Source organism: Clostridium sp. FP1 (assembly GCF_011065975.2).
Classification (GTDB): Bacteria; Bacillota; Clostridia; order Clostridiales; family Clostridiaceae; genus Clostridium_AD; species Clostridium_AD tagluense.
In genome coordinates, this window is record NZ_JAAMNJ020000001.1 from 299199 (window position 1) to 312349 (window position 13151).

Genomic DNA, 13151 nt, shown 5'->3' on the forward strand with positions numbered 1-13151 from the left:
TCAAAATTAGGAGGACTTATTTATATGACTAATATACCACAAATTAGTGAAAATGAAAATGACTTTATGAAATCCATCATAAGTTTTGTTAAAAAATTCAAGGTTATTAACGCTTTAAAAAAATCAAATTGCTATAAAGAAAAAGGGACATGTGTCCATGATATTTTTTGCTATCTATTGCAGTTAGTTTACACTGGTAAGAGTATGTATATGAATTATCAAACTAAAAGTGATGAACCTAAATTCGGAAAAGATACTGTGTATAGATTTTTAAATTCTATGTACATAAATTGGCAAACATTTTTGCTACGACTCTCTGGAACTGTTATAGAAACACATTTAAGAAATCTAACTTCAGAGGATCGCATGAATGCAATTATTGTTGATGATTCATTTTACGGTAGAACTAGAAGTAAAAAAGTTGAATTACTTTCTAACGTTTTTGATCACGCAAGCAAAGGTGCTAAATATAAAAAAGGTTTTAGAATGCTTACAGCTGGATGGACTGATGGCAATACATTCGTTCCTCTTTCGTTTAATCTACAAAGTTCTGAGAAAGAAAAGAATAGGTTTTGTGAAATGAAGGACGGCTTAAATAGAAATTCGATTGCCTATAAACGTAGAAAGCAAGCGATTTCAAAGTCTACAGATGTTATGATTGATATGCTTAAAACTATTGTAAAGGCTGGTGTCCCTGCAAAACATGTATTGTTTGATAGTTGGTTTTCTTATCCTTCTACAATAATGAAAATACTTAAACTTAACTTACATACTGTAGGTAGGCTTAAAAATACTACCAAAATAAAATATATTTTTAACGGTGAAAGAAAAACATTATCCCAGATATATAAATCAAGGAAAAAACGACCAGGAAGATCAAAATATCTTTTACTCATACTTCGCAGGAAAAAAACAGCTATAACACCTTGTAAATCAATGGTAAGATGGCTTAAAACAGTGATAAAATTTGATTTTAAGCTATCTTTTTAGCAGTGAATTTCCTTGAAATATATTTAGGTAGTTTTATAATAAAAGCGGCAATAAAACTATCTATTTGCGCCACAGTTAAAAACAATAATTCTTGCAGCGTTTCTTGTAGAATGTTGAAGATTATTTCTAATACTTCTGAAAATTGAATATCTTTAAGCTCATCAAAAGCTAGAAAAAATATTTCTCCCATTGTACGTGAATCCTTATTATTTCTGTTTTCAACAGCAAGCATCATATATCGAACCATCACAATTGAAGTATGTGCAATCATTGAATCATAAGAAAGACCTTGAAATTCCTTTCCAAGATTCAAATAGGATTTGCATACTTTAAAGAAAACTTCAATGCTCCAACGTTTACCGTAAAGTGTTATAATTTCTTCCTCGGATAAGCTTAAATCAGTAGAAATAATTGCTATCCATTTCTTTTTATTATTACGGTCACGCACAAATACTATTTTTACATCCAATGTATTATTGTTAGCATCATATATTTGTGCCATTACTGATAAAAGATATTTTGATTTCCCTGGACGTTTTCTTTTTTCTTTGTATATCTGAGCTAAAGTTTTTCTTTCACCTTCAAAAATGTACTTTATTTTTGTAGTGTTTTTAAGCCTACCTACAGTATGTAGCTTAAGCTTAAATATTCTAATTATGGTAACAGGATAAGAAAACCAACTATCAAATAATACATGTTTTGCTGGAATGCCAGCCTTTACAGTAGCTTCTAGCATTTCAATCATAACATCTGTAGACTTTGATATTGCTTGTTTTCTACGTTTATATGCAATTGTGTTCTTGTTTAAACCTTCTTTCATTTCGCAGTATCTATTTTTTTGCTTTTCTGAACTTTGTAAGTTAAATAAAATAGGTAAAAATGTATTACCATCAGTCCATCCAAGAGTAAGCATTCTAAATCCTTTTTTATATTTTTGACCTTTGCTTGCATGGTCATTTACATTAGAAAGTAATTCAACATTTTTGCTTCTAAGTCTACCATAAAAAGAATCATCAACAACTATTGCGTTGATACGTTTTTCAGAAGTAAGGTTTACTAAACTCTCATTTATAATAGTTCCTGATAATTTTAACAAGAATGATTGCCAGTTTATGTACATTGAATTTAAGAATCTGTATACTACATCTTTACCAAATTTAGGAGCATTACTTTCAGTTTGATAACTCATATACATGCTTTTGCCTGTATAAACAATCTGAAGTAAATAGCAAAAAATATCACGAACACATATACCTTTTTCTTTATAACAATTTGCTTTTTTTAAAGCACTAATAACCTTAAATTGTTTAATAAAATTCATTATAGACTTCATAAAATCATTTTCATTTTGACTGTTTTGTGGTATATTGTTCATATGAATGAATCCTCCTAAATATGATATTTTTGTATTTGTCACTACTTACATTATATCATTTTTGAGAGGATTTTTCTATATTAAAACACTGTGGATCCTTGATTTTTCAATGGTCTAAGTCATGTTTTTATGTGCGAAGTTTGAGTCTTTTATCAGTAATGGCACAAATTTATGATTCCGCTGATAATAAATTGGATGTAAAACTAGTTTTTGTTCGGGACCGCAATGATAGAAAGAAGTGGATTGGATTCATTTGTACTGATTTAAGCTTAACAGAAGAACAGATTATTGCTCTTTACGGAAAACGATGGAGTATTGAAGTTTTCTTTAAAATATGTAAATCTTATCTAAATCTTGGAAAAGAATTTCAAGGTCTTTCTTATGATTCAATGATTGCACATACTACAATTGTGATGACCAGATATATTATGCTAGCTGTAGAAAATAGAAATAATAAGGATGAACGCACCATGGGCGAACTGTTTTTTCTTATCCATGACGAGCTTCAAGATGTAAATTTCTCAGAAGTTTTAAGAGTTATTCTCGATATTTTAAAAGAAGTTCTACAGGATCTATTGTTTTTAACTGGCGAGCAAATAGATAGATTTATTGATAATTTTATTTTAAAACTACCTAAACATTTTGCTGAGAAATTCAGTGTTAAAAAAGTAGCTTAAAATCAAATATTAATGCTATTTTAAGCTACACAAGTATTTATTCATAAGGGTTTTCAGGCATTCTTGTCCTGCGAAGTTTGAGTAAAGATAAAATAAGGTAAGTCCTATACTTCTGATATGCAGTGTTGTTACTTGAGTTTTATGTTACAATGTATTACATACAGTAACAAATATAGAAAATGAGACCATTTATAGCCTCCCTTAGCATTTACAGTTGCACATTTGGGAATAAAATGAAAGTAAGTGATTGCATATACTATAGCAATTTGTTTGGCAGAGAGTATGCAAACTTTACCATATATTAACAATTACAAAATATATTCAAAAAAGAAAGAAGGTTTATAAAAATGGCAGTTAGTTTAAAAAAAGGTCAAAAAGTAGATTTAACAAAGACAAATCCAGGATTAACAAAGGTATTGGTAGGACTAGGTTGGAGTACAAACAAGTATGACGGTGGTTCAGACTTCGATTTAGACGCAGCAGCATTTTTAACAGGAGAAAATGGAAAAGTAACTTCAGATGCAGACTTTATATTCTACAACAATGCAGAACATACATCTAAATCAGTTAAACATATGGGAGATAACAAGACAGGAGCAGGAGACGGAGATGACGAACAAATACTTGTTGATCTATCTTTAGTACCAGCAACTGTTCAGAAGATTTCATTTACTGTAACAATTAATGAAGCAGAAGAAAGAAGACAAAACTTTGGACAAGTTTCAGATTCTTATATCAGAGTAATGAGTGGAGACGGCACTACCGAGTTAATTAAATTTGACTTGGGAGAAGACTTCAGTATTGAAACAGCTGTAGTAGTTGGAGAATTATATAGAAATGGAGCTGAATGGAAATTCACTGCATTAGGTAGCGGATTCGAAGGTGGTTTAGGAGCTTTATGTACTAACTTTGGAGTTAATATCTAATATTTAATAATAATAAACTACTGTGTACCTTAAATATTGCACAGTAGTTTATTTGGGTTATTGAATGTAGAAACATGGGTGATGATTTAACGACATTTCAGAAGGAAGTCTCCAACTTCTATAAGTGGGGGTCACATACTACAACAAAAAGAAAACTTCAGTGGGAGTCTAAATCTCTTTCTGAAGTCGTTAATTACAGCTCCGTAGGAGATGATTTAACCACATTTCACAAGGAGGAATATTAATATGGGAGTTAATTTAATAAAAGGCCAAAAAGTAGATTTAACAAAAGGTAACGTAGCATTAAAGGCATTAGTAGTAGGTCTAGGTTGGGATGGTAGCAATGGTGGCGACACTATTGATTGTGATGCATCAGCTTTGATGTTGGGTGAAAATGGGAAATTATCTAGTAACAAGGGGATAATATACTTTGGTAACAAGTCAAGTAAGTGTAAGAGTGTAATTCACCAAGGGGATAATCTTACTGGTGCAGGCGCAGGTGATGACGAACAAATAGTTATAGATTTAACAAAAGTACCAGAGGATATAGCTAAGATAGTTTTTGTTGTTAATATCTATAATTGTGCATCTAAGAGACAACACTTTGGAATGATTAAAAATGCATACATTAGAATAATGGATAAATTAGCTAATGGTGAGTTAGTTAAATTTAATCTTTCTAATGATTATGATAACATGACATCTTTAATAATGGGTGAAGTTTACAGAAACAATGGAGAATGGAAGTTCACAGCAACAGGTGAAGGTGCAACTGCAACTGGTATAAAAGAATTATCAGCAAGATATAACTAAAAAGTAGGGGATAGGTTTCAGTCATCTCCTAGCGGTATATTGATATCTAGCTTTAGTAAAACAGCAAAATAACCATAAATATGAGCAATTACGACATAATATTACAAAATAACCACTAATAAAAGATGCAAAAACCTCATTTAGATGATATTATGTGTATACAAAGAGAAAAACTTACTTTGTGTATTAAAATTATGAAGGTGAGGTACAAAAGATGAAGAAAACTTTAAGAACATTAATATTGACGTTAGGTGTTTTAGCAACAACAGGAATAAGTTCAGCGGTGTACGCCCAAGATTGTAATACAACTAATTATAAAGTGGTGAAAGCTCAAGATTGTAAAACTATTAATTGCACAGTTAAGGCAGGAGACAGTTTGAAGGATATATGTGCTAAGTATGGGGTTGTAGTTCCAAAGGGTTTAGATGTTAAACCACAGGTAAGTAATACTTGCAAGACAACAGCTACAAAGGTAGCGCCAGCAAAGGCGACGCCTAGTAAAGCAACACCAACACCAACACCAACACCAACACCAACACCAACACCAGTAAAGCCAGCTCCTGCAAAGGCAGAAGCAGCAACAAATTTAACTGAGAATAATAAATTAGAAAAAGAAGTAGTGACATTAGTTAATCAGGAAAGAGCAAAACAAGGACTAGCTCCCTTAAAGGAAAATGCGCAGCTTTCAAATGTAGCTAGATATAAGTCAGAGGATATGGTAGCTAATAACTATTTTTCTCATACATCACCAACTTACGGATCTCCTTTTGACATGATGAAAAAATTTGGTATAACATATACTGCAGCTGGAGAGAACATTGCAATGGGTCAACAAACCGCAGCTTCAGTAATGAATGGTTGGATGAATTCTCCAGGACATAAAGCTAATATTTTAAGTGTGAATTTTACTGAAATAGGAGTTGGAGTGGCAAAAGATAAAAGTGGAACTATTTATTGGACTCAAGAGTTTATAGGGAAATAAATAATTTAATATAGATCTGTGTTTCTAAATATTTTATTTTTTAATATTTAGAAACACAGATTTTTTTATTTCTTTAAGTTATGAGCTTTTTTAATCTAAATACGCAAAGTGACGCCTGGCTTAAATGGTTGGGTATCACTTTTATTTTTTGAGAGACCCTAGACTTCGCAATACCTGCTGTTTATTAGAAATATATTGCAAATAGATTAGGGTTTAAATAAACATTGAATAAATGAGTTTTGAAGGATATACTAAAAAATATAAAAAACATTTGCTATATTAATTTTTAAAGGGGGACAGTGTAATGAGTTTTTATGGAATAATTATCGGAATTATATCATTTTCAATAATCGGTATCTTTCACCCAATTGTTATTAAGGGAGAATACTATTTTGGTAAGAAAATCTGGCCTATATTTTTGTTTTCAGGAATTATCTTCATCATAATTTCTATTTACTTAAAGAATGAAATATTATCAGCATTCATGGGTGTTTTAGGATTTTCCTGTCTATGGAGTATTCATGAACTTATTCAGCAGGAAGAGAGGGTAAAGAAAGGCTGGTTTCCACAAAATCAAAGCAAAAAAATAAACTCTAAATGATAGCACATTTAAAAAGATAGTAAAAATGTATTTACGACATATAAATCCAAATATCCCAGTAATAAAAAAACTAAAAACCTCTTTACCGTGATAAAATAGAACTAGTTATTGGACACAGCAGTTTATATGAAAATAAATAATTAAATTCAGATCTGTGTTTTTAAATATTGATTTTGACAATATTTAAAAACATAGATTTTTTTATGGAATAGAAGACTTTGAATAGGCTTATAATAAGAATTATACATAACTAAAATTGCCATTAAGTTCATAGATTTTTGTATGAAATTTATGTTACACTTAAAAATATAATATGTAGAAAGGATAGTGAATTGTATATGAAAACAATGAGAAGAATTGAAAGACAAATGAACGAGATGGAAGTGCTAAAACTTTTAAAGAAAGGCGAATATGGTATACTTTCTACTTGTGATGAGGATAACCAGCCTTATGGAATACCACTAAGTTATGTGCTTATAGATAAAAATATATATATTCATTGTGCAGGTGTTGGCACTAAACTAGATAATATCAGTGTAAATGATAAGGTGAGTTTCACAGTAGTTGGAAAAACTAAAGTTTTGCAAGACCAATTTAGTACAGAGTATGAAAGTGTGGTAGCTTTTGGACGCGCTATAAGGCTTGCGGAAGAGGAAAAATATGAACCACTAATGGAGTTTATAAGAAAATATAGTCCCGAATTTATAGAAGAGGGACAGTTATATATAGATAAAGCCAAGAAAATAACTACATTAATAAAAATAGAGATATATAGTTTTAGTGGAAAGCATAGAATATAAATATATTAAACTGGAAACTAATTGGAGTAACTATTAAGGTAGGTTATTACAGTAGTTAAAGGGTTATAATAAGTTAGAGAGTGTGATAGAATGAAATTTTTAAGAAACATAGAAAATGGAGCCATAAATATTAAAAGAATGGGAATCATTAAAGGGTTTCTTGTAGTACTTCTATCAATTTTGTTGGAGGTGTTAGGACAAGTACCTGTAGAAATTAAAAATTTATTTTCTGGGAGATTTGAAAAAGCATTGCCCTATGTAATTTTTGCTTTTGGGGTGCTTTTTAAATATTATGTTGTTATCATTTTACTAAAGTGCCTTAGTAACTCAAGGAATGAGCAAAAACTTAAATATCACTTAAATCCAATGAGTTTTCTTTTTACGGCCATCATGATTATAGCATTTCGTCTTGTATTTGATAACAGTTTAACCTTGTGGGTTAGTAGAATATCCATGCCAGATTTTATAAATGGAGCCTTCGAGGAACTTACCGTTTCACCAATTATATTAATACTTAGTTCTGCGGTGGTTGCACCTATATATGAAGAAATAATTTTTAGAGGTATACTATTAAAAGGAATGGCTAAAAAAATAAATCCGACTATAGCCCTTGTGGTATCTGCATTATTCTTTGCAGTAGTGCATTTAAACGTTCCTCAAGGTATAAATGCATTTTTACTAGGTCTAGTTATTGGATTTATATATTTAACAACGGGTTCAATTTATTTAAGTATATTTGCACATTTCATAAATAACGTGCTAGCGCTTTCAGTTTCCTCTAGGTTTGCATTAATAGGAGGGGAACATGCTTTGGGAATTCATGGAATGCTTTTTATTTTAGGCGTTATACTTTTAGTCATAGCTTGCATGGGGTACGAACAAAATAAAATTAGAAAGGTACCAGATATATATAATAAATTCATAGAAATATAAACTGATTTAAATAAATAATTAGATGTCAAAGTCTATCTTCAGCCTAGGATAATTAATATTGTCATAGGGTGGAGATTTTTTTGTATTATAGCAAACTATGAATTTAAATACTTTTATAAATGGGAGTCTAAATCACTTATGAAGTGTTTAATATTGAAGCATTACAGGTGATGATTTGATAATATAATGAATGTAAAAATTATGTAAAAAAATATAAAGAGGTGTTTTTATGAAGAAAAAGTGTAAGCGTATAAATTTAGTATTTTTAGTTATTTTGGCAATGTTATTTGTAGGGTGTGGGAAAATCAAAGATAATAGTGAAAAAACCGTAAGCATGTATATGTGGGGAGGTAGCGAATCTATAAATAATTATATGGATAAGTGGGTAGCTCCTAAATTAAAGGGACAGGGGCATTTGCTTTTACCTTTTCAGACTTTGAGGTACCCTATTTATTGGGTATAACCTATCCAAAGTTTATTTCTGTATATTCTTATAATATGTATTATAATGGACAACTTTCAGATAGACCATTGGCTCTAGCTGCAAACTTTATTTTAGCCATTATTACAGCCATGCTTGGGCTTATAGCATATAAATTAGCCAAACAAGGAGATACTAAGGAAGCGAGATGGTGAAATAGCAATGAAAAAGCAGAATAAGGGTAAATACTACGTTACAATAGGGAATCTACTACTAGTTTTTTTATTGCCATTTATACCTTTGGTTATAAATAGTTTTGCTTATGAATTCAGATGGCCCAGGGTACTTCCAAGTAACACCACGTGGAGGGCCTTTAAATATGTCTTTTACGAAAATTCAAATACTTATGAGGCGATTTTTAATACTTTAATTATTGCTGCCTCTGTAGTTGTTATCGATGTTATAATAGCTGTTCCGGCAGCATTTTCCTTAGTACGATATGAATTTAAAGGGAAATTTATAATAAAAATGGTTTTATTTGCACCTATTATTATTCCAGCTTTTACTGCAATTATGGGAATGTATGTAGTTTTTATAAAACTTGGTTTAACAGAATCTATATATGGGGTTATTTTAGCGCATATTTTACCTACGCTACCTTACATGATAAAGGCTTTAATGGTAAGTTATGAAACTTTAGATACAGCCTTAGAGGATCAGGCGGCAGTGCTAGGGGCTGGACCAATTTCTAGATTTATTTATATAAGTCTTCCACATATACTTCCGGGTATGGTTGCAGGGGCTAGTCTTTGTTTTTTAATTTCTATAAGTCAGTATTTTCTAACCTTTTTAGTTGGTGGAGGAAATGTCATTACTATATCTATACTAATGTTTCCTTTTATAAGTGGAGGAGACAATGCAATTGGTTCAGTATATGGTTTATTATTTTCTTCACTAGCAATAATAAATTTAGTTTTAATAGACTCCCTGCTTAAAAAATATTATAAAAAGAAATATTTTAAAATTATTTAGGAGTGATTTTATGTCAAAGCTAGAGCTTAAAAATATATGTAAGCAGTATGAGTCAGGAGCTGACTCATTTTTGCTGAGTGATATAAATCTAACTATAGAAGACGGAGAATTTATATCCATTTTAGGTCCTTCTGGCTGCGGTAAGACTACCATATTGCGTATTATTGCAGGAATTATAAAGCCAGATAGTGGTAGCCTTTTTGTAGAAGATATAGATATTACAGAAATGGCCATTGAGAAAAGAAACTTCGCATTGGTAGCTCAACAGCCTTTGATATTTCCAAATATGAATGTTATAGACAATGTAGCCTTTGGGTTAAAAATGAAGGGGGTTAGTAAAGGCGAAAGATTAGACAAAGCTTCTGGAATACTTAGTAACCTTGTTTTAAAGGGACTAGAAAAAAGATTTTCATCACAGCTAAGTGGAGGAGAAAGGCAAAGAGTAGCAATAGCAAGAGCAATGGCTGTAAAACCTAAAGTGCTTTTAATGGATGAGCCTTTTAACGCATTACATGAAGAATTAAGAGTAGATATGAGAGAGTTATTACATAAAATACATAAGGAAAATAAAGTTACAACTATTTTCGTAACTCATTTTAAAGAAGAAGCAAATTTTCTTTCTGATAAAATTCTTATTATGTCAAAAGGGAAAATAGATGAAATGAAAATTTTATAAATACATAGGACCCCTCTAGGGGAATAATACCTTAGAGGGGTTTAAAATTTATAGTGGTTTATTGCATTATTTTAATTCATTCATCATTTGTGTAGCTTCATTTTTTAATTGTTGAACTTCATTATCTGGAGCATCTTTTGTAGGATACCATCCTTTTTGTTTCATAGCATCAAATATCTTATATTGAATAGTTTGATTGTTTTTAAAATTATCCACTAGTGTACTTCTTAAATTTTCACAAGAAGATTCAGTTATTCCGGTACTGTAAGCAGAAATAACTTGTTTTTCTGTAGCAAGTAAGTCTTGCATTAAATCTTTTTCACTCATACTTGTATTCATATAATATCCCTCCATTTATATATATTATTGATGAGAATCAAGGTAAGTTTTTAATGTGTTGAAGTTTTGTTTGTGTGTTTGACTAGCTTCATTGCAAAGGTTCTTTAAATTTTGATCGGTGCACTGTGAACCATATTCATTAAACTTCTTGTTTAGCAATGATTCATATCCTAATTGATCTTTAATGACTTTTAGGTTGTTGCTTTCTAATTGTTTGTTGGTAGTATTCATCATATTTATTACCTCCAGTTTTTTATTAAATCCACTACAAGAATATTATCCGCCTTTTATATTAAAATATAAGTGGTAAATTAATGTAATAATATATAATTAAATCATCATCTAAAGGTGTTTTATCCATTATAAAACAAAAAAATATAAAGTTTATTATAAATTTTTACAGTAAATTGTTAAAATTTAAGAAAACTTTAAGGTCACATTAATCAATTCTTAATAATAGTAGTGTACAATAAATGTATAAACAAGGTTGAATTAGATGGGAGTGACAATTATGCCTACTATAAATATGCTTTCTTCAGCAGATAAAGTCAAAGGCCAAGGTGTAGGATCAGCTTACCTAGAACAAGTAAATTTAGTGCAAAATGGATTAGATAAAGAATATAAAGTTGTAATAAATAAGAAAGTAAGAACTGAAATAATGCATTACCATACTATTGATTTTAAGCATTATTTGAGCATACCTTTTGCTAAAAAGAAAGGTGTAACAGTGGGCTACGTGCATTTTTTGCCTGAGACTATTGAAGGAAGTATAAAATTACCCAAGTTAATTGAAAAAATATTTTATAAATATATTATAAGTTTTTATAACAGGATGGATTATTTAGTTACAGTAAACCCAAATTTTATAACTAAGCTTGAGGCTTACAATGTTGAGCGAAAAAAAATCACATACATACCTAATTTTGTTTCGGAAGAAAAATTCTATAATCTTTCAACTGAAGATATTTATATAGCGAAAGAAAAATTAAAAATTGAGAAGGATGCTTTTGTTGTGCTTGGAGTAGGTCAAATACAAACCCGCAAAGGGGTAATTGATTTTATTGATATTGCAAGAAAAATGCCAGAAGTACAATTCATTTGGGCGGGTGGTTTTTCTTTTGGTAATATTACAGACGGGTATAAGGAATTAAAAGATCGAATAGAGCATGCACCCAAAAATATTTTATTTACAGGGATAGTTGAGAGAGATTTGATGAATGATATATATAATGTATCAAATGTTCTTTTTATGCCGTCTTATAATGAGCTTTTCCCTATGTCAATACTCGAGTCAATGAATACTTATACTCCAATACTATTAAGAGATTTGGAGTTATATGAGGATATATTATTTGATTATTACTTAAAAGAACATGATAACGACGGCTTTATTAAGGCTATAGGAAAGTTGAAAAATGATTCAAGTTATTATGAAGAGGCTAAAGAAAAAGCTATAAGAGGGCATAAGTTTTATTCAAGAGAGAATGTGCTGGCTATGTGGAAAGACTTTTATAAAAAGGTATACCGAATAAAAGGAAGGTAAATTAATGAAAAATTATAAATTTAATTTTATTTTGGGAATAGCCTCAGGAGTTATATTTATTTTGCTTATTGTTTTCACAAATGGATGGATGGATTTAATTCATCAAATGAAAAATCTACAAATTGAATGGATAATTGTAGCGGCTATTGCCATGGTGTTATATTGGATTTTTGAAGCTAAAACATTGCAAAGCATTGTACTTTTAATGAAAAAAGACTATAAATTCAAAAAAGCATTTCAAGTTACTATGGTAGGACAATATTTCAATTCAATTACCCCCTTTGCATCTGGTGGACAGCCAATGCAACTATATTCACTTACAAAACAAGAATTAGGGGCTGGTAGCGCTGGATCAGCGCTGATGATTAAATTTATTATCTATCAATCAGTGTTAACTGTATATTCTTTAGTCCTTATATTTTGGAAGTCTAGCTTCTTCAAAACTAAAATGAGCAATTTGTTTTATTTAATAGCCATAGGATTTACAGTTAATGCTAGCGTAATTATATTTTTAATTATATTTTCAAAATATCGCAAATTAACACATAAATTAATAACAACCTTTTCTAAGATATTAGAAAAACTTAGATTGGTAAAAGATATATCAAAGTTAGAAATGCATATTAACGACAATTTAGATCAATTTCATGATAATATGGAGATAGTAAAGCATAGTAAAGCAATGATGGCTAAGGCTGTTATTTATACAATATTACAACTAACAATAATTTTTATTATACCTTATTTTATTTATCTTAGCTTTGGGATGAGAGGTGCTAGCATAGAAAGCATGATAGCTGGAACTGCGTTTGTAATGATGCTAACAGCGTTTATACCCTTACCTGGAGCTGTGGGTGGAGCAGAGGGTGCTTTCTTTATGTTTTTTAGTTTGTTTTTTGCAGCTAATAACATAATGGCTGCTATATTATTATGGAGATTAATTACATTTTACTCCTGTATAATTTTTGGGTTTTATGCATTTATGAAGAATTAAGTACAATTAATAAAATTATATTAAAAGAAGATTTTTACAAGGAAATTAT

At 30.2% G+C, this 13151-nt stretch carries 17 protein-coding genes; 14 read left to right on the forward strand and 3 right to left on the reverse strand.

What is annotated here, in order from left to right; all coding sequences use genetic code 11:
• The first annotated feature begins 24 nt into the window (after positions 1-24).
• Positions 25-990 carry a transposase gene (locus G9F70_RS01370; RefSeq protein ID WP_224617372.1) on the forward strand — a complete coding sequence of 322 codons (966 nt, stop codon included), beginning with the start codon at positions 25-27 and terminating at the stop codon, positions 988-990.
• On the opposite strand, the gene G9F70_RS01375 is transcribed toward G9F70_RS01370, so the two are convergent.
• The gene (locus tag G9F70_RS01375) at positions 974-2365 is read right to left on the reverse strand and encodes a transposase (protein ID WP_164948120.1); all 1392 of its coding nucleotides are present in this window, start codon (positions 2363-2365) and stop codon (positions 974-976) included. The genes G9F70_RS01370 and G9F70_RS01375 overlap by 17 nt on opposite strands.
• A 158-nt stretch (positions 2366-2523) precedes the next feature.
• Here G9F70_RS01375 and G9F70_RS01380 point away from each other — a divergent pair, with 158 nt between their 5' ends.
• The 11 genes from G9F70_RS01380 to G9F70_RS01430 all read left to right on the forward strand — a co-directional run bounded on the left by G9F70_RS01380 (position 2524) and on the right by G9F70_RS01430 (position 10226).
• Complete coding sequence (locus G9F70_RS01380) at positions 2524-3042, forward strand: hypothetical protein (RefSeq protein WP_224617373.1); 519 nt, start codon at positions 2524-2526, stop codon at positions 3040-3042.
• Between the two features lie 347 nt (positions 3043-3389).
• On the forward strand, positions 3390-3968 hold the full coding sequence (locus G9F70_RS01385; RefSeq protein ID WP_124996998.1) for a TerD family protein: 579 nt from the start codon (positions 3390-3392) through the stop codon (positions 3966-3968).
• A 246-nt stretch (positions 3969-4214) separates the two neighbouring features.
• Positions 4215-4781: a TerD family protein gene (locus G9F70_RS01390; RefSeq protein ID WP_164945736.1), complete on the forward strand. Its 567-nt coding sequence runs from the start codon at positions 4215-4217 to the stop codon at positions 4779-4781.
• Between the two features lie 214 nt (positions 4782-4995).
• Entirely contained in the window at positions 4996-5763 is a 768-nt protein-coding gene (locus tag G9F70_RS01395; RefSeq protein ID WP_164945737.1) for a CAP domain-containing protein, read from the forward strand.
• A 304-nt stretch (positions 5764-6067) separates the two neighbouring features.
• On the forward strand, positions 6068-6364 hold the full coding sequence (locus G9F70_RS01400) for a DUF4491 family protein (RefSeq protein WP_164945738.1): 297 nt from the start codon (positions 6068-6070) through the stop codon (positions 6362-6364).
• Between the two features lie 338 nt (positions 6365-6702).
• Positions 6703-7164 (forward strand): pyridoxamine 5'-phosphate oxidase family protein, encoded by a 462-nt coding sequence (locus tag G9F70_RS01405; protein ID WP_164945739.1) that lies wholly within the window; start codon positions 6703-6705, stop codon positions 7162-7164.
• Between the two features lie 90 nt (positions 7165-7254).
• The gene (locus tag G9F70_RS01410; RefSeq protein WP_164945740.1) at positions 7255-8097 is read left to right on the forward strand and encodes a CPBP family intramembrane glutamic endopeptidase; all 843 of its coding nucleotides are present in this window, start codon (positions 7255-7257) and stop codon (positions 8095-8097) included.
• A gap of 229 nt (positions 8098-8326) precedes the next feature.
• Complete coding sequence (locus G9F70_RS01415) at positions 8327-8560, forward strand: hypothetical protein (RefSeq protein ID WP_164945734.1); 234 nt, start codon at positions 8327-8329, stop codon at positions 8558-8560.
• 35 nt (positions 8561-8595) lie between these two features.
• Complete coding sequence (locus G9F70_RS01420) at positions 8596-8733, forward strand: hypothetical protein (RefSeq protein ID WP_224617374.1); 138 nt, start codon at positions 8596-8598, stop codon at positions 8731-8733.
• Between the two features lie 7 nt (positions 8734-8740).
• Complete coding sequence (locus G9F70_RS01425; protein WP_164945742.1) at positions 8741-9550, forward strand: ABC transporter permease; 810 nt, start codon at positions 8741-8743, stop codon at positions 9548-9550.
• Positions 9551-9560: 10 nt separating this feature from the next.
• Positions 9561-10226 (forward strand): ABC transporter ATP-binding protein, encoded by a 666-nt coding sequence (locus G9F70_RS01430; RefSeq protein WP_164945743.1) that lies wholly within the window; start codon positions 9561-9563, stop codon positions 10224-10226.
• A gap of 66 nt (positions 10227-10292) precedes the next feature.
• On the opposite strand, the gene G9F70_RS01435 is transcribed toward G9F70_RS01430, so the two are convergent.
• Both G9F70_RS01435 and G9F70_RS01440 read right to left on the reverse strand, forming a co-directional pair.
• The gene (locus G9F70_RS01435) at positions 10293-10553 is read right to left on the reverse strand and encodes a spore coat protein (RefSeq protein ID WP_164945870.1); all 261 of its coding nucleotides are present in this window, start codon (positions 10551-10553) and stop codon (positions 10293-10295) included.
• A 36-nt stretch (positions 10554-10589) separates the two neighbouring features.
• Entirely contained in the window at positions 10590-10796 is a 207-nt protein-coding gene (locus G9F70_RS01440; RefSeq protein WP_164945871.1) for a hypothetical protein, read from the reverse strand.
• Positions 10797-11076: 280 nt separating this feature from the next.
• Between G9F70_RS01440 and G9F70_RS01445 the strand changes: the two genes are divergently transcribed.
• Together G9F70_RS01445 and G9F70_RS01450 are read left to right on the forward strand one after the other, a co-directional pair.
• Positions 11077-12108 (forward strand): glycosyltransferase family 4 protein, encoded by a 1032-nt coding sequence (locus tag G9F70_RS01445; RefSeq protein WP_164945744.1) that lies wholly within the window; start codon positions 11077-11079, stop codon positions 12106-12108.
• Positions 12109-12112: 4 nt separating this feature from the next.
• Entirely contained in the window at positions 12113-13102 is a 990-nt protein-coding gene (locus tag G9F70_RS01450; protein WP_164945745.1) for a YbhN family protein, read from the forward strand.
• The last annotated feature ends 49 nt before the right edge of the window (positions 13103-13151 follow it).

Coding starts and splice junctions, on each gene's coding strand:
- G9F70_RS01370 (WP_224617372.1), top strand. CDS start 25: ATGACTAATATACCACAAATTAGTGAAAATGAAAATGACTTTATGAAA.
- G9F70_RS01375 (WP_164948120.1), bottom strand. CDS start 2,365: ATGAACAATATACCACAAAACAGTCAAAATGAAAATGATTTTATGAAG.
- G9F70_RS01380 (WP_224617373.1), top strand. CDS start 2,524: ATGGCACAAATTTATGATTCCGCTGATAATAAATTGGATGTAAAACTA.
- G9F70_RS01385 (WP_124996998.1), top strand. CDS start 3,390: ATGGCAGTTAGTTTAAAAAAAGGTCAAAAAGTAGATTTAACAAAGACA.
- G9F70_RS01390 (WP_164945736.1), top strand. CDS start 4,215: ATGGGAGTTAATTTAATAAAAGGCCAAAAAGTAGATTTAACAAAAGGT.
- G9F70_RS01395 (WP_164945737.1), top strand. CDS start 4,996: ATGAAGAAAACTTTAAGAACATTAATATTGACGTTAGGTGTTTTAGCA.
- G9F70_RS01400 (WP_164945738.1), top strand. CDS start 6,068: ATGAGTTTTTATGGAATAATTATCGGAATTATATCATTTTCAATAATC.
- G9F70_RS01405 (WP_164945739.1), top strand. CDS start 6,703: ATGAAAACAATGAGAAGAATTGAAAGACAAATGAACGAGATGGAAGTG.
- G9F70_RS01410 (WP_164945740.1), top strand. CDS start 7,255: ATGAAATTTTTAAGAAACATAGAAAATGGAGCCATAAATATTAAAAGA.
- G9F70_RS01415 (WP_164945734.1), top strand. CDS start 8,327: ATGAAGAAAAAGTGTAAGCGTATAAATTTAGTATTTTTAGTTATTTTG.
- G9F70_RS01420 (WP_224617374.1), top strand. CDS start 8,596: ATGTATTATAATGGACAACTTTCAGATAGACCATTGGCTCTAGCTGCA.
- G9F70_RS01425 (WP_164945742.1), top strand. CDS start 8,741: ATGAAAAAGCAGAATAAGGGTAAATACTACGTTACAATAGGGAATCTA.
- G9F70_RS01430 (WP_164945743.1), top strand. CDS start 9,561: ATGTCAAAGCTAGAGCTTAAAAATATATGTAAGCAGTATGAGTCAGGA.
- G9F70_RS01435 (WP_164945870.1), bottom strand. CDS start 10,553: ATGAGTGAAAAAGATTTAATGCAAGACTTACTTGCTACAGAAAAACAA.
- G9F70_RS01440 (WP_164945871.1), bottom strand. CDS start 10,796: ATGAATACTACCAACAAACAATTAGAAAGCAACAACCTAAAAGTCATT.
- G9F70_RS01445 (WP_164945744.1), top strand. CDS start 11,077: ATGCCTACTATAAATATGCTTTCTTCAGCAGATAAAGTCAAAGGCCAA.
- G9F70_RS01450 (WP_164945745.1), top strand. CDS start 12,113: ATGAAAAATTATAAATTTAATTTTATTTTGGGAATAGCCTCAGGAGTT.